Raw genomic sequence first — 17,359 nt, 5'->3', positions numbered from 1 at the left:
CTCCCAGATGAAAAAAATCATTCTGTTATTTTTACTTATTACCTATCAACTTTCAAACGCACAAAATCCCGAAAAACTTAACAGTTCAGAAATTTTTGAAAGCATACAAAAACTTAATTTCTTAGGTTCGGTTTTATATTTTGCAGCACATCCCGATGACGAAAATACCCGACTCATCTCCTATTTTTCTAACAAAGTTCACGCAAGAACAGCATACCTTTCATTAACGCGAGGCGATGGCGGTCAAAACTTGATCGGTCCCGAAATTCGAGAGTTACTCGGTGTAATTCGTACCGAAGAATTATTAGTTGCTCGTAAAATAGACGGTGGTGAGCAATTTTTCTCAAGAGCCAACGATTTTGGTTATTCTAAAACGCCAAAAGAAACTTTGGCCATCTGGAATGAAGATGAAGTTATGCGCGATGTAATCAAAACCATTCGTAAATTTCAGCCTGATATTATTATTAACAGATTCGACCATCGTACGCCGGGCAGTACGCATGGTCATCACACGACTTCTGCTATGTTAAGTGTAGAAGCTTTTGATAAAGCAGCTAATAAAAATGTTTATCCTGAGCAATTAGAAAACTTTTCTACTTGGCAACCTAAACGCTTATTTTTTAATACTTCGTGGTGGTTTTACGGTAGTCAAGAAAAATTTGAAGCTGCCGATAAATCTAACTTTCTCAACTACGATATTGGCACGTATTACCCAACTCGCGGAATGTCTAATTCTGAAATCGCTTCCCTAAGTCGTAGCGAACATAAATCGCAAGGTTTCGGGAATACTTCTGAACGTGGCAAATCGACTGAATATATTGAATTAATTAAAGGAGATTTCCCCGAAAACGGAGATATTTTTGCAGACATCAATACCACTTGGTCTCGTGTAAAAGGCGGAAAAAAGATCGGGAATATCTTAGCGGAAGTTGAAGAAAACTACAATTTTGAAAATCCTTCAGAAAGTCTTCCGCAGTTAATGCAAGCTTACCAACTTATTCAGGAATTAGAAAATAAGCATTGGCGAGTCATTAAAACTGAAGAAATTACTCATATTATTACCGCTTGCGCCGGTTTATATTTAGAAGCAAACACTTCCACTGAATTTGCTACGAAAAATTCAGTCATAAAAATTAATCTGGAAGCCACCAATAGAAGTTCGGCGAAAATTCAATTAGAAAAAATTACCTTTTCAAATCTAAAGGAAGAGGTTCAAATTAATTCAACATTAACCAATAACGAGCCTTTTTATAAAAGTATTTCAGCTAAAATTCCTTCCTCGATCAATTACACCAATCCTTATTGGTTAAACGCACCGAGTAGTTTAGGAATGTATACTGTTGAAGACGAATCGTTAATTGGTTTACCGGAAACACCGGCGCCAATTCAGGCGGAATTTGTGTTGAAAATTGATGGGAAAAACATCAGTTTCACCAGAGATTTGGTTTATAAAACCAACGATCCTGTAGATGGTGAAGTGTTTGAACCTTTGGCGATTGTTCCTGAAGTTTCTGTAGCTTTAGAAAATTCAACCTTAATATTTAAAGACAATCAACCTAAACCGGTAAATGTAAAAGTGACCGCTTATAAAGATGATCTAAACGGAAAATTATCGCTAGATCTTCCTGAAAATTGGCAAGTGAGTCCGCAATCTATGGAAGTGAATTTAACTCAAAAAGGAGCGTCTCAAACCTTTGCTTTCACTTTAACTCCACCGGAAAATGATGATGAAACGTTTATACAACCCGTTTTTAAGGACGGCGAGGAGCTGTTTAGCAAAGAAGTAAATGTAATTAGTTACAATCATATTCCGCAGCAAACGGTAATGTTACCGGCAAAAACCAAAGTGATCAAACTAAATATTCAGAAAAAAGGAAATAAGATCGCTTACATTCAAGGTGCCGGCGATGTGGTTCCTGAAAGTTTACGCGCCATTGGCTATGATGTTGAATTACTAAACCCTTCAGAAATTACGACTGCAAAACTTCAAGATTTTGATGCGGTTGTTGTTGGTATTCGCGCTTACAATACGCAAGATGAATTAGCTTTTAAGCAACAAACGTTGTTCGATTATGTAAAAAATGGCGGAACGATGGTGGTTCAATACAACAAACATCGAGGTTTAATTACCGAAAATATTGCTCCATACCCGCTTCGGATTTCTTACGATCGCGTAACCGATGAATTTTCTAAAGTGCATTTCTTAGCGAAAGATCATCCGGTTTTAAATACGCCTAACAAAATCACACAAAAAGATTTTGAAGGTTGGGTGCAAGAACGCGGATTGTATTTCCCTTATGAATGGAGTGAAGAGTTTACGCCAATTTTAGGAATGAAGGATGAAGGCGAAAACGAATTAAAAGGAAGTTTATTGGTTGCCAATTACGGTAAAGGCCATTATGTTTATACCGGCTTAAGCTTTTTTAGAGAATTTCCTGCAGGAGTTTCAGGAGCTTATAAATTATTTGCAAACCTTTTATCACTTGGGAAATAATGCAAGAGAAACCTGAAAAATATCACTGGAAAAAATCTTACGGCTGGCTTTTAATTGCCAATGCGATTTATGTGATTTTGTTCTATGTGTTTATGAATTTATTTCTGTAAAACTATTATAAATGCACATTTTAGATACTATTGTTTTAGTCGCTACGCTCGCATTTATTGTGATCTTTGGGTATTACCAAACTCGCGGAAGTAAAAATGTAAGTGATTTTTTAAAAGGTGGTAACGAAGCTCGCTGGTGGACGGTCGGTTTATCGGTGATGGCAACGCAAGCCAGTGCAATTACATTCTTATCGGCTCCCGGGCAAGCTTTTCATAGCGGGATGGGTTTCGTGCAATTTTACTTGGGTGTTCCCATTGCGATGATCGTGATCTGTATGGTTTTTATTCCTATTTATCATCGTTTAAAAGTATATACAGCCTACGAATATTTAGAAAGTAGATTCGATCTAAAAACCAGAACTTTAACGGCTTTACTATTTTTAATTCAGCGTGGTTTAGCGGCGGGAATCACCATTTTTGCACCTTCAATTATTCTTTCAGCAGTATTGGGTTGGAACTTGATCACCCTCAATATCATTATTGGTAGTTTGGTCGTGATCTATACCGTTTCCGGCGGAACAAAAGCGGTTAGCGTTACCCAAAAGCAACAAATGGGAGTCATTTTTCTTGGTCTAATTATCGCATTTGTATTGATTGTTAACGATCTTCCGCAGGATATTACTTTTTCTAACGCTTTAGAAATTGCAGCAGCTAACGAAAAACTAAACGTGCTCGATTTCTCGTTCGAATGGGATAATCGTTATACGTTTTGGAGCGGACTCATTGGCGGGACGTTTCTTGCCCTCTCCTATTTTGGCACCGATCAAAGTCAGGTGCAACGCTATCTTTCGGCAAGTTCTTTAAAAGAAAGCCAAATGGGACTTATTTTTAACGGTTTTCTAAAAGTGCCCATGCAATTTTTCATTTTGCTTATTGGTGTGATGATGTTTGTGTTTTATCAGTTTAATGCTTCTCCGCTCAACTTTAATCCGGCCGGAGAAAAAGAAGTTCTAAATTCTGAATATGCAGATGAATATCGCCAACTTCAGCAAGAATTAGAGAAAAATCGTCAAGAGAAAGTTCAGTTGAATTATGCATTGATCAATACCAAAGATAAAGCACCAATTCAACAAGAGATTCAACATTTAAATAAGAAAGAAGAAAATTTACGAGCCGAAGGTGTAAAACTTATCGATAAAACAGAAAAAAATGTAGAAACCAACGATAAAGATTACGTGTTTATTCATTTCATTCTGAATAATTTACCCAAAGGTTTAATTGGTTTGTTGCTGGCGGTTATTCTTTCTGCAGCTATGTCTTCCACCGCTTCAGAGTTAAATTCTTTAGCTTCAACCACGACCATCGATCTTTATAAACGTAATGTTTCTTCAGAAAAAAGTGATCAGCATTTTCTCAATGCTTCTCGTCTATTTACGCTAATTTGGGGAATTTTAGCGGTGATCATTGCCTGTACGGCAGACTTGTTTGATAATTTAATTCAGTTGGTAAATATTATAGGTTCTATTTTCTACGGAAATGTATTAGGAATTTTCTTACTCGCCTTTTTCGTAAAGTTTGTACGAAGTAATTCAACATTTATGGCTGCCATTATTACACAAATTATTGTCGTTATTGGTTGGTGGAACGATTGGATGCCTTATTTATGGTTAAATATGTTTGGTTGCGCATTGGTGATGTCGATCGCTATTTTAATTGAAGTGCTTTCAAGTTCAAAAAAATATGCAAAAAGCTAAATTGTTTTAATTCTGAAATTGACTTCAGAAACTCATGCTGAAAATTTTAATCATTTCAACGTAGAATTGAACAATTACAAAATCTTTATTTTTTATGAAAACGAATTATAACTGGGGAATTTTAGGTTTAGGAAAGATCGCTAAAAAATTCGCTACCGATTTACAAAGTGTTGAAGGTGCAAATCTAAAAGCTGTTGCCAGTCGATCTTTGAAAAAAGCAGAAGAATTTGCAGAAGATTTTCATGCTGAAAATTACTACGGAAGTTATGCTGAATTGACCGAAGATCCGGAAGTCGATGTCATTTATATCGCCACGCCACACGTTTTTCATAAAGAGTTAACTATTACTTGCCTCAAAGCAAAAAAAGCGGTGCTTTGCGAAAAAGCCTTTGGAATAAATAAAACCGAAGTGGAAGAAATGATTTCAACAGCAAAAACTGAAAATGTTTTCTTAATGGAAGCTCTGTGGACGCATTTTGTACCACATTATCAATACATTTTAGAGATAATTCAACAGAAAAAATACGGAGAAATAAAATCGCTAACCGCAGATTTTGGTTTTAAAGCTCCATACGATTTAGATAAACGTTTATTTAACAAAAATTTAGGTGGTGGCAGTTTATTAGATATTGGTATTTATCCCGTTTTTGCTGCGATGACACTTATCGGAATTCCACAGAAAATCGAAGCTTCGGCAAAATTTAGTGAAACCAAAGTTGATGAAGAGTGCTTAATGACATTTAGCTACGCAAACAACGTAAAAGCCCATCTAAAAAGTACGTTGCTTGAAAAAACACCCACCGAATGTATTATTGAATTGGAAGAAGCTACCGTAAAACTCACCAGTCGTTTTCACGAACCACCAAGCTCGATAGAAATCACAACCAAAGACGGTAAAAAAGAACTCATTGAATTTCCTGTAGCTACCTTAGGTTATAATTATGAAGCTGCCCACGTACAACAAATGCTTAGCGAAAATAAAACCGAAAGTACTGTTATGACTTTCGAAAATAGCTTACGTCTAATTTCTCTACTCGATCGAGTTCTAGAGAAGATTGGGTTGAAGTATTAAACCAAAAAAGGTGCTTTTTCAAAGCACCTTTTTATAGTAGGTTAATAAGAAAGGAGAGAATTATTTTGCTCCCCACTCTTTTAAAGAATCTTCATTCATTTTTACGTAATCATCATTCCCGGCAGCTTTTGCTGCTTTTAAAGAAGCTTTAGCCGTTTTAATAGCATCTTTCTTCTTTCCTAATTTTGCTTCAATTAAAGACTTTTTACGTAACATCCAGAAAGTAGCATTATCTTCCGTAGCTTTATTGATCCATTCTAAAGCTTGCTCAAGATCTTTTCCGCTTGTATAATAATAATCGGCAGCAGCATAATAATCTCTAGCAGTTGGTCCGTTTAAAGCAGCTTCAATACTTTTCATTGTTTTAGCATCGGTTGGCACTTCAAAAGTGAACGAAACTACGGTATCTTCCCATAACATATTAAATACCGCTGAATCATTTTTTAATTCATCAATCACAATGGTAAAGGTTTCCATGGTCATTGGCATTTTAGTTACTTGAGCTTTTGTAGATAATGCCAATTGAGCGTTATCCCAAGCTTGTGGTAAACCCCAGTTGTCTGTTTTTTTGTAAAACATGATCTCCCAAGAATTTTTCCCCGGTACCGAGTAAATTGCATAGGTACCTTTTGGCAGCGTTTCTCCGTCGATAGTGACATCGTCAGAAAAAGAGATAATTGTATTTTCATTAGCTCCGGTTCTCCATTTTTTATCAAATGGTACTAAATCACCAAAGATGTCACGCCCACGCATAGAAGGTCTAGAATATTCTACCGTTACTTCGGTTAAGCCTACGGTTTGCCAGATTTTAGCATGCGGACTCGGTTGTGGAGCTTGTACTTGCGCTTGTATAGTAATTGCAGCAAGCATAAATAAAAAGAAAGAAAGTGTTTTTTTCATGATTAGTTAATCTGTTTTAATTTTTGATAAAGTTAAGCGTTTTTCAATTCTAAAATAAAAAACTAAACTATAACTTTTGTTTAACTATTAAATTTAAAAATTAAACAAAATATACTTTAATTTAGTTTTATGAAAATTTATAAACTTCACAAAACACAAAAACTTCCTATAAGTAAAGCTAAAGCTTGGGAGTTTCTATCAGATCCGGCTAATTTAAAAACGATCACTCCCGATTATATGGGCTTTGATATTATTGATGGTGCCGACCGTAAAATGTATCAAGGTCAAGTTATACAATACATTGTAACGCCCGTCTTCGGTATTAAAACTAAATGGGTAACTGAAATCACACACGTAAAGGATAATGAGTTTTTTGTTGATGAACAACGTTTTGGTCCTTATAAACTTTGGCATCACAAACATTTTATTAAAGAAATTGAAGGTGGCGTTGAAATGGAAGATATTATTCACTACAAGCTTCCATTTGGCTTTTTAGGACAATTGGTGCATCCGTTTATCGTGAAGAATAAATTGGAAGAAATTTTTAGCTATAGACAGCAAAAATTAGAAGAATTATTCGGAAAATATTAAACACTATCTACATGAAAAATATTCTACTTATTGGCGGAAGCAAAGGTATTGGTCTAGCTACTGCAAAACTTTTAGCAGAAGATCATAACGTTATTGTCGCCTCACGGAGCAATGAAAATTTAAGCGATCTAGATGTGAAACATTTAGAATTTGATGTGTTAGAAGATGAAATTGAACAACTTAACCTGCCTGAAAAAATTGATGGTCTCGCCTACTTTCCGGGAAGTATTAACTTAAAACCTTTTAAGATGCTGAAATCAAAAGATTTTGAAAAAGAAATTCAGCTGAATTTTATTTCATTAGTGAAAGTAGTTAACGGACTTTTACCTAAACTTAAAAATGCTGAACACGCTAGTTTAGTATTTTATAGTACGGTTGCCGCAAAGGTGGGAATGCCTTTTCATACCAGCGTGGCTGCTGCAAAAGGTGCTATTGAAGGTTTTGCAAAATCGTTAGCTACAGAATATGCCCCAAGGTTTCGCATAAATGTGATTGCTCCTTCCCTAACAGATACACAGCTTGCTGAAAAATTGCTGAATAAAGAAGAAAAGAAAAAGAAAATGGCAGAAAGACATCCGCTAAAACGTGTAGGAACACCGGAAGATATCGCTCAAATGACCGCTTTTTTAATGAGTGACAAAAGTAGCTGGATGACCAGACAGATTTTAGGAGTCGATGGCGGACTTTCAAATTTAAACTTAAGCTAATGAGTCAAGAGAAATACACAATTTTTTGGTTTCGACGTGATTTGCGATTGGATGATAATATTGGTTTTTATCGTGCTTTACAAAGTGATCATCGTGTTTTACCCATTTTTATTTTTGATACTGAAATTTTAAAAGATCTACCTGAAGATGATGCTCGGGTAACTTTTATTTTTCAGCTATTACAAACTATGCGAAAAGAACTTCAGGAGAATTATGATAGTTCTATTGCGATGTTTGATGGAAAACCGGAAAAAGTATTTCAACAACTTATAAAGGATTATGCTATTGCTGAAGTAATTACAAATCGTGATTATGAACCTTATGCAAAAGAACGCGATGAAAAAATTTCCTCTTTATTGGAAGATAAAGACATAAAATTCACCACGTATAAAGATCAGGTGATTTTTGAAAAAGATGAAGTCGTTAAAAAAGATTGCGATCCTTATTTGGTGTATACACCTTATATGAAAACCTGGAAAAGTAACTTCAGTGAAGACAAATTACGTATTTACTATACCAATGATTATTTAGACAATCTAATTAAAAATACACGTTTACCCAATCTCTCATTAAGTGATATTGGTTTTAAAAAATCATCGATTGAAGTTCCTGATTATACCGTAACTAAAACGATGATGAATGAATATGAAGACAAACGAAATTTGCCGGCCCAAGATGCTACTTCACATTTGAGTACACATTTAAGATTCGGAACAGTAAGTGTTCGAAAAATGGTAAAAAAAGCGATTCAAGTGAAAGACGAAACTTTTTTTGAAGAACTCATTTGGCGTGAATTTTTTATGCAAATTCTCTATCATTACCCAGAAACGGTCACCGATGCTTTCAAAAAGAAATACGATCGTATCGAATGGCGAAACAATAAGAGTGAATTTAAAAAATGGAAAGAAGGAAAAACCGGCTATCCTTTAGTAGATGCAGGAATGCGACAATTGAATGAATCCGGATTTATGCATAATCGCGTTCGAATGGTCGTTGGAAGCTTTCTTTGCAAACATTTATTGATCGATTGGCGTTGGGGCGAAGCCTATTTTGCTGAAAAGTTGTTGGATTACGAAATGTCTTCTAACGTAGGAAATTGGCAATGGGTTGCCGGAAGCGGCGTTGATGCAGTTCCTTATTTTCGAATTTTTAACCCTATGTCTCAAAAAGAAAAGTTTGATAAAGAAGAAAAATACATCAAAAAATGGGTTCCGGAATATAGAACAAAAAAATATCCCGAACCTATGGTCGACCATAAAGAAGCTCGGGAACGTTGTTTAAAGGTTTATAAAAGTGCGGTGAGTAATTAGTTTTTCTTCAAAAACGCTCTAGCCTTTTCTAAATCTTCAGGCGTGTCGATACCGATGGTTTTTAAATTGGTTTCTACCATTTTTATATTTTTACCATATTCTAGGTAACGGAGTTGCTCTAGTTTTTCAGCATCTTCTAAGCCTAACATTGGTAAATGGTAAAAATCTAATAAAGCTTCTTTTCTAAATGCATAAATACCTATATGCTTATAATAGGTGATTTTTGCTTCTTTATTTCTTAGATAAGGAATTGGTGATCTTGAGAAATAAAGTGCGTAATCATTTTTATTAGTGATCACTTTTACGTGATTCGGGTTTTGAATATCTTCTTCGGTTTCTAAAGCCGTCTTTAAAGAAACTAAATCTATTTGATCGGCATCTTCATTTTCAAAAACCGCTAATAATTCAGCTAAACTTTCTTTTTCGATGAAAGGTTCGTCACCTTGAACGTTTACAACCACATCTACATCCATATTTTCAACAGCTTCAGCAATACGGTCACTTCCACATTCATGAGTTTTCTTACTCATAATAGCTTTACCTCCATTTGAAGTAATTCCATCAAAAATTGCTTCACTGTCGGTCACTACAAATACTTCCTGAAATAAATTTGTTTTTACTGCAGCCTCGTAAGTTCTAGTAATCACTGTTTTCCCTTCTAAGTCTTGCATTAACTTTCCGGGAAAACGGCTTGCTTCATAACGTGCAGGAATCATTGCTATGATTCGTAAAGGCGTGGTTGTAGACATAAAAAATTTTTAAAATCTTGACAAAAATACTAATTTTAATAGGCAGAAATTATAATTTTTCTCCGGTAAAGAAATCATCTTTAAAACCTATAAGGTATAATTTTTCTTTTGCTCGTGTACAAGCTGTATACAACCAACGTAAATAATCTTCATTTACGCCATCTTTTAAATACGGTTGTTCTACAAAAACATTGTCCCATTGTCCACCTTGCGACTTATGGCAAGTCATGGCGTAACTAAATTTCACTTGTAAGGCGTTAAAATATTTATTGTTTTTTACTTTCTGAAACTTCTTATATTTTGAAGTTTCATCTGCATAATCCTTTTGAACTTCTTGATATAATTCGTTGGATTGCTCATAAGTTAAAGATGGAGCATTCACGGTAAGTGTATCTAAAATTAATACCGTTTCAAAAGGTTTCATTTTTGGGTAATCGACCATTTGCACTTTTACTTCAGCAAAATGAAAACCATAAAGATCGATTATTTCAAAAATTTCTAGTATTTCAACAATATCTCCGTTAGCGATAAAACCGGCATCAGAATTAGGTTTCACCCAGAAATAATTGTTTTTCACGACCATTAAAAAATCTCCTGCGGCAATTTCGTTTTCTTGAAAGAGAATTCGGCTTCTAATTTGTTCATTATAGATATTTGCCCGCTTGTTAGACCTTACAACAATCGCAGTTTCTTCGTAACCTCCGGAACTGTAAGAATCGTTAATGGCATCCATAATCTCATAACCATCAACAAGGCGCACAAAATCGTTGGCAATATTTAATTCAAATTTAAAATCTTCAAAAAACTGATTTTTAATCGCCTCTCGAATTAAGGTCGCATTATGCAAAATACCACTTTCTTGTTGTTGTCGTACTACTTCATTCAACTCAATATGGTCGACATCTTTTTTATAACTTAAACTTAACTTATCTTGATCTAAAGCCGGACTCAAGTCTAACTTTACCGGTGGTAACTGGGCGGTATCTCCTATAAAAATAAGTTTACAATTTCTTCCTGAATATACATAGTCGATTAAATCGTCTAAAAGCGATCTGTTCTCAAACAATTTGGCGTCACCACCAAAATCTGAGATCATCGAAGCTTCATCTATAATGAAAACGGTATTTTTATGCTTATTCTTTTGAAGCACAAATTGCATCTTACCACCACTAGATTTTTTAGGATAATAAATTTTTCGATGAATGGTTTGTGCTTGATAACCAGAGTAATTACTCATCACTTTTGCAGCTCTACCGGTAGGTGCGGCAAGTACCGGACTCATTGTTACCTTCCATAAATTTTTAACAATCGTACCAATTATTGAAGTTTTACCCGTTCCGGCATAACCTTTGAGGATAAAAAGTTGATCAGTTTTTTCTGATAAAATAAAAGCAGACAATTTTTGAAGCGCTACATCTTGTTGTGTAGTCACTGTAAAAGGAAAATCGGAAATTAAAAGTTTATAGAATTCTGTGGCAGTCATTAATTAGATTAGCTTACGAAAAAATCAAATATAATCAGGCTTTTTTGACTTGGAAACTTTTACGAATAAAAAAAAATTGTAGATTTGCGTACAACTATACTTAAACAAATTTAAATTCATTACATATGAAAATTGTTATTCAATTACTATTGTGGGTCGTTATTGGATTTTTAGGTTACCTTACTTTTAATGCAGTTTACGAGCCAATTCAATTCAACAAAGTAAGAGATGCCAGATATCCTAAAGTAATTGATAAATTAAAAGATATTCGAAAAGCACAGTTAGCTCACAAAGAGGTAATTGGTAGATACAGTGGTGACTGGGATAGTTTAGTACAATTTATAGACACGGCAGAATTTGTGGTAACTCAGCGTAGAGATACTACCGTTTTAGATGAAGAATACAAAGCAACTTATGGTGTAGATGAGTATAAATCTGAAACAATTATCGATACCTTAGGTTATACTCCGGTAAAAGATTCTCTTTATAAAAACACCGATCGTTACAAAACGATGATGAATGTACCTTATACCGATGGAAAGAAATTTGAAATCGAAGCTGGTAAAATCTATAAAAACGATAGCTATATTCCTGTTTTTGAAGTAAAAATCGATAAAGCAGATGTTTTAGCAGATCAAGATGAGCATTTAGTAAATCAAGAAAAGCAAATGCTTACCGTAGACAACGTTAGAGGTGAATATATTCAGTTAGGTTCTATGAGCGAAGTAAACACCAACGGAAACTGGCCAAAAAAATATGGTACAAAGAAAAGATAGTCAACAAAATCAATCTTATAAATTGTCCATCTTGATCGCTCAAGATGGACTTTCTTTTTGTAGCCTAAATGCACAAGAAAATACAGTTGAAGACTTTTATTCAACCACATTTTCAAAACTTCTAGATCCTGAGCAAATTCTTGAAGAGTTAAAACGAGCTATAAAATTCAATCTTTCCGAAGAAAATTTAGCAGACATCAAAAGTGTTTATATAAGTTATGCCAATAACCTTTACAGTTTAGTTCCGCAAGAATATTTTTCTGAAGATCAGTTAACCGATTACCTTAAATTTAATACTAAAATCTTAAAAACAGATTTTATAGCGTACGACGAGTTAAAAAACCTAGAGGCCAATTGCGTTTACATTCCATACACCAACATCAACAACTATTTATTTGAGCAATTTGGTGAGTTTAATTACAACCACTCTTCTACCCTTTTTATCGATACATGTTTAGCTGAAGTAAAAAATATAAATACAGAAGAAGTAGTTTTTGTTCAAGTACAGCCAAGCAGGTTTGACATTTGTTGCTTTAAAAACGGCAAATTGCTTTTAGCAAATTCATTTGAATATTTTACTGCGGAAGATTTTATATACTTTGTTCTATTTACTGCAGAACAATTAAAGCTAAATACCGAAAATTTACAGCTCTTACTAAGCGGAAGCATCAAAGAAACCGACGACACTTATAATTACCTATATACCTATATAAAAGAAATTAGCTTTTTAAACACCTCATTCCTAACTGAAAAAATCAGTAATTTATCTCAAAAAGGAATTAACCCAAAACATAATCTATTTTTACTAAGTAATCTTCTATGAGAATTATATCCGGAAAATTTAAAGGCAAACGATTAATAGCTCCTAAAAACTTACCCGTAAGGCCTACTACAGATATGGCAAAAGAAGCCTTATTCAACATTCTTAATTTTCAGATCGATTTTCAAGAAATTAAGCTATTAGATCTTTTTGCAGGAACCGGAAACATTTCTTATGAGTTTATCTCTAGAGGTACAACGCAAATTACAGCGGTCGATCAGCATTATGGTTGTGTAAAGTTTCTCAATAAAACCGCTAACGAATTAGAAGCTGAAATAAATACCGTAAAAAGTGATGTCTTTAAATATTTAGATAAAGTAAAGACTAAAAGCGATCTTATTTTTGCAGATCCGCCATACGATTTCTCTACAGAAGATTTTCAAAAAATACCACAACTCGTTTTTAAAAACAACTTGTTAGAAGAAGAAGGTCTGCTAATTGTAGAACACTCTAAACATACCGATCTTTCTGAAACTGTAAACTTTTCAGAAAGTAGAAAATATGGCAATTCTGTATTTTCATTCTTTAAATTATAATCCCTCTATTTAAAAGATGAAACCTTTAAAATTATAGATGAAGAAATTGCTTACCTAGAAATGTATGACGATTTCGTGATCTCATCTATCAAAGACGGGATTACTTTCGATGTAGAAGAGCTCAATTGGTTTGTGATGATTTTAGATAAATACTATCCCAACAAAAAATTCGGCTATATTTCTAATCGAATTTACGATTACAGCTTAAACCCAACCACTTATTTTACTTCGGCGATGTACGAAAAACTTAACGCCATGGCTATTGTTTGTTATTCTGAACCAGCAATTAAAACTGCCTTATTTGAAAAAACTTTTCTAAAAAGCCTTTTGAAGTTTTCAAGAAATGGAAGAAGCTAAAAACTGGGTTTTAAAATATCAAAAAAAATAGCAGGCCTATAAGCCGGATTCTGTTCTCGAAAAACGAGTCCTTATCATTTATCTGGAATTTTTGTTGCCAAAAATCTCTAGCTACCTACCCTCCGGCATCGATCGGGCAATCTTAAACGCCGGTATACATGGTATTGCACCGCATAGAGTTTACCTGGTTTCACTACAGCATTATCTGTACATTCTTTCTGTTGCACTTGTCCTAACCTTTCGGCTGATGGCTGTTAACCACTATGCTTCCCTACGGTGTCCGGACTTTCCTCTAAATAAAACTATTCAGCGATAAGGCGGCCTGCATTCTGCAAATATAGCAGATTATACAAGCTGAAAAATTATAACTCACAAATTGTGAATAATTATTTCGAAAAAACTGCTTTGCTCAATCACAAATATCACGAGTATTTCTATTTTTGTGCCAATGGAACATTTTGTTGTCTCTGCCAGAAAATACAGGCCCGAAACTTTTGAAGACGTAGTTGGTCAAAAAGCAATTACCAACACGTTATTAAATGCTATTGAAAATAATCATTTAGCACAAGCTCTACTTTTTACGGGACCTCGTGGTGTAGGTAAAACAACTTGTGCCAGAATTCTGGCTAAGAAAATTAACCAGCAAGCTACAGAAAATAAAGACGAAGATTACGCATTTAATATTTTTGAATTAGATGCGGCTTCTAACAACTCTGTAGACGATATTCGTAACCTGATCGATCAAGTACGTATTCCGCCACAGGTAGGAAAGTATAAAGTGTATATTATCGATGAGGTGCATATGCTTTCTTCTTCAGCTTTTAATGCCTTTTTAAAGACTTTAGAAGAGCCACCAAAACATGCTATTTTTATTTTAGCAACCACAGAAAAGCATAAAATTATCCCTACAATTCTTTCTCGTTGTCAGATTTTCGACTTCAAAAGGATTACGGTAACCGATGCTAAAGAATATCTTGCTAAAATTGCTGAAAATGAAGGCGTAAATGCAGAAGACGATGCCTTGCACATCATTGCTCAAAAAGCAGATGGAGCGATGCGTGATGCCCTTTCTATTTACGATCGTGTGGTGAGCTTTAGCGGTAATAACTTAACGCGAGAAGCCGTAACCGAGAATTTAAATGTTCTCGATTACGAAACCTATTTTAAGTCGACCGATTTTATTCTGAAAAATGATATTCCCAGTTTATTGGTTCAATACAATGAAATTTTAGCCAAAGGTTTTGACGGTCATCATTACATTGCCGGTTTAGCTTCGCATTTTAGAGATTTATTGGTTTGTAAAAATCAAGCTACTATAAGTTTATTAGAAGTTGGTGAGCAAGTAAAAACACTTTATTTCAAACAATCTCAAGAAGCACCGCAAGAATTTTTAATGCAAGCGATCGATCTGGCTAATGAATGTGATCTAAAATACAAAACCAGTCGAAACCCGCGATTACTTGTTGAACTTTGCTTAATGCAATTGGCCTCTATCACTTTTGATGGAGAAAAAAAAAATTCTAAGCGATTCATAATTCCTGCGGAAAATTTTATTTCTACTGAAAAAATTCCTGCAAAAAAAATAAATCCGGAAGCAAAAGAGGTTATTCAAACCAATGAGCATCCCGAACCGCAAAAAGCGACAGCAGTTGAAGCTAAACTTCCTTCAGAAGAAAAAGCAAACTCAGCAACTGTTCAACCTGAAAAAAAACCGGTAAAGGTCGATCTCTCTCAGCGAAAAAGACCTTCAGGATTATCGCTTAAAAGTATTGGTCAAAAAAAAGAGCACGAGCAAAAGCAAAAAGAGAAACAAGCTTTACCTACTGAAGAATTAACCGAAGCTTTTACAGAAGAACAAATACAAGAAGCTTGGGCAGAATATGTAAAGAAACTAAGTAAAAGAGGTAAAAAAATCTTGGCTTCTATTGTCGATACCGATAAACCAACACTTGTAGGTAAAACGATTCATATAGAATTACCAAACGATACGATGAAGATCGAGCTGAAAAAAGCTCAAGGTAATTTGATGAATTTTATTAAAAAGAAAATTCAGAATACCACTATTGAACTTGAAATTGATGTGAATGAAAAGGCTACTAAGAAATATGCTTTTACCACACGTGATAAGTTTGAAAAACTGAAAGAGAAAAATCCGCTCATCGATAAATTAAGAACAACTTTCGATCTAGATATATAATTATGATGCTTGGTTTAAAACTTCCTACCGACCCAAGATGGGCAAATATTGCAGAAAAAAATATTGACGATATTTTAATCGATCACGCTTGGTGTGAGCAAAAAGCTGCTTCTACAGCAATTTCTCTCATCATCAATTACCCGGAATATCCTGAATTGGTGCAAGCCATGATCGAGTTGACCGAGGAAGAAATGAGTCATTTTAAAATGGTTCACGATAAAATTCTTGAAAGAGGTTTTCAATTAGGTTGGTACAAACCCGATCCTTACGTACAAGAATTAATGAAGTTTTTTCCGAAAGGCGGCAGTCGTTTAGATCAGCTCATTCACCGTTTGCTTTACGCCGGTTTAATTGAAGCAAGAAGTTGCGAACGTTTTAAATTGCTTACCGAACAATTAGAAGATAAAGAGCTAAAATTATTCTATAAAAAATTAATGATCAGTGAAGCCAATCATTACACAATGTTCTTAAACTTTGCCCGAAAATATGGTGATCGAGAACAAGTTGATGAAAAATGGCAATCACTTTTAGATTACGAAGCAAAAATCATTAATAGTTTTAGTGCCGGTAAGAATATTCACGGTTAATCTAAAACCATTTCTTCTTTTTTAGCGTCGTTATATAGCGATTTTATAATTCCGTCAGCAAGACCGATCTTTGGTACGTGAACACTTTTAGATCGACTCCATTTCATTGCTGAAAGGTAAATTTTTGTAGCCGGAATAATTACATCGGCACGATCGGTATTCATCCCTAATTGAGAAATACGGTCTTCGTAAGTTAATGAATTAAGTAACTGATAATAAGAACTTAAATATAAATAACTTAAAGGTTTACCTAACTTCTTTCCGCTGCTTTTAAAAATGTTATTAATATTTCCACCGGAACCAATTAAAGCGATTTTTGTATAGGGTTTGGTTTTTGCTTTTATCCAAGCTTCTACTTCTTGCCAAAGTGAATCGTCTACCATTTCATTCAGCAATCTTACCGTTCCTAATTTAAAACTTCGAGAGGCAATAGTTTCACCACCGGAATATAAAGTAAATTCGGTACTTCCACCACCAACATCGACATATAAATAGGTTTTATCGTCTTGAATAAGTTCGTGTAAATCTGTGGCGGCGATGATAGCTGCTTCGTGTTCACCGTCGATAATTTCAATTTCAATGCCGCAATCTTCTAAAACCTGACTTGCTAATTCTTCTCCATTACTGGCATCACGCATCGCAGAAGTGGCACAGGCTTTATATTTTTCAATTTTATGAGACTTCATCAATAAACTATACGCACGCATCGTGTCTTTCATCCGGATCATATTTTCTTCTGAAATTTTTCCGTTTACAAAAACATCGGCTCCTAAACGAATTGGCACACGAACCAAAGATGTTTTTTTAAAAGTGGTTTCTTTATTTTCTGGTTCTGTGATCGTAGAAACTAAAAGTCTTACGGCGTTTGAACCTATATCGATGGCGGCGTATTTTCTTATTTTTAACACGTATAGTTTTCTTTTAAATTTTAAATAGAAATAGTTAATGTGATCATTCTGAAAAAAATTCAGAATCA

General features: G+C 34.5%; 16 protein-coding genes and 1 other RNA gene. 12 read left to right on the top strand and 5 right to left on the bottom strand.

The window, feature by feature from the left end; translation table 11 throughout:
• Window positions 1-7: 7 nt before the first annotated feature.
• The 3 genes from G551_RS0100915 to G551_RS0100900 all read left to right on the top strand — a co-directional run bounded on the left by G551_RS0100915 (window position 8) and on the right by G551_RS0100900 (window position 5,370).
• Complete coding sequence (locus G551_RS0100915; protein ID WP_027883800.1) at window positions 8-2,494, top strand: PIG-L family deacetylase; 2,487 nt, start codon at window positions 8-10, stop codon at window positions 2,492-2,494.
• A 121-nt stretch (window positions 2,495-2,615) separates the two neighbouring features.
• Window positions 2,616-4,298, top strand: coding sequence for a sodium:solute symporter (locus G551_RS0100905; protein WP_036243039.1), 1,683 nt, complete (start codon window positions 2,616-2,618; stop codon window positions 4,296-4,298).
• Window positions 4,299-4,392: 94 nt separating this feature from the next.
• Complete coding sequence (locus tag G551_RS0100900) at window positions 4,393-5,370, top strand: Gfo/Idh/MocA family protein (RefSeq protein WP_027883798.1); 978 nt, start codon at window positions 4,393-4,395, stop codon at window positions 5,368-5,370.
• A gap of 60 nt (window positions 5,371-5,430) precedes the next feature.
• Here the strand turns inward: G551_RS0100900 and G551_RS0100895 are convergent, their stop codons facing one another.
• Window positions 5,431-6,270, bottom strand: coding sequence for a DUF2911 domain-containing protein (locus G551_RS0100895; RefSeq protein WP_027883797.1), 840 nt, complete (start codon window positions 6,268-6,270; stop codon window positions 5,431-5,433).
• A gap of 129 nt (window positions 6,271-6,399) precedes the next feature.
• On the opposite strand from G551_RS0100895, the gene G551_RS0100890 reads away from it, so the two are divergent.
• From G551_RS0100890 to G551_RS0100880, 3 genes are read left to right on the top strand one after another with little or no spacing between them, the layout of a single operon-like run.
• Complete coding sequence (locus tag G551_RS0100890; RefSeq protein WP_027883796.1) at window positions 6,400-6,861, top strand: SRPBCC family protein; 462 nt, start codon at window positions 6,400-6,402, stop codon at window positions 6,859-6,861.
• 11 nt (window positions 6,862-6,872) lie between these two features.
• Entirely contained in the window at window positions 6,873-7,568 is a 696-nt protein-coding gene (locus G551_RS0100885; RefSeq protein ID WP_027883795.1) for an SDR family NAD(P)-dependent oxidoreductase, read from the top strand.
• Window positions 7,568-8,878: a cryptochrome/photolyase family protein gene (locus tag G551_RS0100880; RefSeq protein ID WP_027883794.1), complete on the top strand. Its 1,311-nt coding sequence runs from the start codon at window positions 7,568-7,570 to the stop codon at window positions 8,876-8,878. Before G551_RS0100885 ends, G551_RS0100880 begins: the two co-directional genes overlap by 1 nt.
• Here G551_RS0100880 and kdsB read toward each other — a convergent pair.
• Window positions 8,875-9,627 (bottom strand): 3-deoxy-manno-octulosonate cytidylyltransferase, encoded by a 753-nt coding sequence (gene kdsB, locus G551_RS0100875; RefSeq protein WP_027883793.1) that lies wholly within the window; start codon window positions 9,625-9,627, stop codon window positions 8,875-8,877. The genes G551_RS0100880 and kdsB overlap by 4 nt on opposite strands.
• 49 nt (window positions 9,628-9,676) lie before the next feature.
• Complete coding sequence (locus G551_RS0100870) at window positions 9,677-11,110, bottom strand: ATP-dependent DNA helicase (protein WP_027883792.1); 1,434 nt, start codon at window positions 11,108-11,110, stop codon at window positions 9,677-9,679.
• 125 nt (window positions 11,111-11,235) lie between these two features.
• On the opposite strand from G551_RS0100870, the gene G551_RS0100865 reads away from it, so the two are divergent.
• From G551_RS0100865 to G551_RS0100850, 4 genes are read left to right on the top strand one after another with little or no spacing between them, the layout of a single operon-like run.
• Window positions 11,236-11,886 carry a hypothetical protein gene (locus tag G551_RS0100865; protein WP_027883791.1) on the top strand — a complete coding sequence of 217 codons (651 nt, stop codon included), beginning with the start codon at window positions 11,236-11,238 and terminating at the stop codon, window positions 11,884-11,886.
• Entirely contained in the window at window positions 11,867-12,709 is an 843-nt protein-coding gene (locus G551_RS15170) for a DUF3822 family protein (protein WP_051191159.1), read from the top strand. Before G551_RS0100865 ends, G551_RS15170 begins: the two co-directional genes overlap by 20 nt.
• Window positions 12,706-13,242, top strand: coding sequence for a 16S rRNA (guanine(966)-N(2))-methyltransferase RsmD (gene rsmD, locus G551_RS0100855; protein WP_027883790.1), 537 nt, complete (start codon window positions 12,706-12,708; stop codon window positions 13,240-13,242). Before G551_RS15170 ends, rsmD begins: the two co-directional genes overlap by 4 nt.
• A gap of 60 nt (window positions 13,243-13,302) precedes the next feature.
• Window positions 13,303-13,599: a hypothetical protein gene (locus G551_RS0100850; RefSeq protein ID WP_027883789.1), complete on the top strand. Its 297-nt coding sequence runs from the start codon at window positions 13,303-13,305 to the stop codon at window positions 13,597-13,599.
• 23 nt (window positions 13,600-13,622) lie between these two features.
• Here the strand turns inward: G551_RS0100850 and rnpB are convergent.
• Window positions 13,623-13,928: RNase P RNA component class A (gene rnpB / locus G551_RS16125), an RNA gene on the bottom strand.
• Between the two features lie 119 nt (window positions 13,929-14,047).
• Here rnpB and G551_RS0100845 point away from each other — a divergent pair.
• Both G551_RS0100845 and miaE read left to right on the top strand, forming a co-directional pair.
• Window positions 14,048-15,796 (top strand): DNA polymerase III subunit gamma/tau, encoded by a 1,749-nt coding sequence (locus G551_RS0100845; protein ID WP_027883788.1) that lies wholly within the window; start codon window positions 14,048-14,050, stop codon window positions 15,794-15,796.
• Between the two features lie 5 nt (window positions 15,797-15,801).
• The gene (gene miaE, locus G551_RS0100840; RefSeq protein ID WP_027883787.1) at window positions 15,802-16,383 is read left to right on the top strand and encodes a tRNA-(ms[2]io[6]A)-hydroxylase; all 582 of its coding nucleotides are present in this window, start codon (window positions 15,802-15,804) and stop codon (window positions 16,381-16,383) included.
• Here miaE and G551_RS0100835 read toward each other — a convergent pair.
• On the bottom strand, window positions 16,380-17,291 hold the full coding sequence (locus G551_RS0100835) for a Ppx/GppA phosphatase family protein (protein ID WP_027883786.1): 912 nt from the start codon (window positions 17,289-17,291) through the stop codon (window positions 16,380-16,382). The two genes, miaE and G551_RS0100835, sit on opposite strands and share 4 nt — an antisense overlap.
• Between the last annotated feature and the right edge of the window lie 68 nt (window positions 17,292-17,359).

Source organism: Mesonia mobilis DSM 19841 (genome assembly GCF_000423405.1).
Taxonomy (GTDB): Bacteria; Bacteroidota; Bacteroidia; order Flavobacteriales; family Flavobacteriaceae; genus Mesonia; species Mesonia mobilis.
Note: the sequence above shows the minus strand (reverse complement) of the source record. Positions and strands in the feature narration are given on the sequence as shown.

Bases quoted from the DNA above. Each gene is read 5' to 3' on its own strand.
- rsmD (WP_027883790.1), top strand. From the start codon at position 12,706: ATGAGAATTATATCCGGAAAATTTAAAGGCAAACGATTAATAGCTCCT.
- G551_RS0100890 (WP_027883796.1), top strand. From the start codon at position 6,400: ATGAAAATTTATAAACTTCACAAAACACAAAAACTTCCTATAAGTAAA.
- kdsB (WP_027883793.1), bottom strand. From the start codon at position 9,627: ATGTCTACAACCACGCCTTTACGAATCATAGCAATGATTCCTGCACGT.
- G551_RS0100885 (WP_027883795.1), top strand. From the start codon at position 6,873: ATGAAAAATATTCTACTTATTGGCGGAAGCAAAGGTATTGGTCTAGCT.
- G551_RS0100880 (WP_027883794.1), top strand. From the start codon at position 7,568: ATGAGTCAAGAGAAATACACAATTTTTTGGTTTCGACGTGATTTGCGA.
- G551_RS0100915 (WP_027883800.1), top strand. From the start codon at position 8: ATGAAAAAAATCATTCTGTTATTTTTACTTATTACCTATCAACTTTCA.
- G551_RS15170 (WP_051191159.1), top strand. From the start codon at position 11,867: ATGGTACAAAGAAAAGATAGTCAACAAAATCAATCTTATAAATTGTCC.
- G551_RS0100895 (WP_027883797.1), bottom strand. From the start codon at position 6,270: ATGAAAAAAACACTTTCTTTCTTTTTATTTATGCTTGCTGCAATTACT.
- G551_RS0100850 (WP_027883789.1), top strand. From the start codon at position 13,303: ATGTATGACGATTTCGTGATCTCATCTATCAAAGACGGGATTACTTTC.
- G551_RS0100870 (WP_027883792.1), bottom strand. From the start codon at position 11,110: ATGACTGCCACAGAATTCTATAAACTTTTAATTTCCGATTTTCCTTTT.
- miaE (WP_027883787.1), top strand. From the start codon at position 15,802: ATGCTTGGTTTAAAACTTCCTACCGACCCAAGATGGGCAAATATTGCA.
- G551_RS0100905 (WP_036243039.1), top strand. From the start codon at position 2,616: ATGCACATTTTAGATACTATTGTTTTAGTCGCTACGCTCGCATTTATT.
- G551_RS0100845 (WP_027883788.1), top strand. From the start codon at position 14,048: ATGGAACATTTTGTTGTCTCTGCCAGAAAATACAGGCCCGAAACTTTT.
- G551_RS0100900 (WP_027883798.1), top strand. From the start codon at position 4,393: ATGAAAACGAATTATAACTGGGGAATTTTAGGTTTAGGAAAGATCGCT.
- G551_RS0100865 (WP_027883791.1), top strand. From the start codon at position 11,236: ATGAAAATTGTTATTCAATTACTATTGTGGGTCGTTATTGGATTTTTA.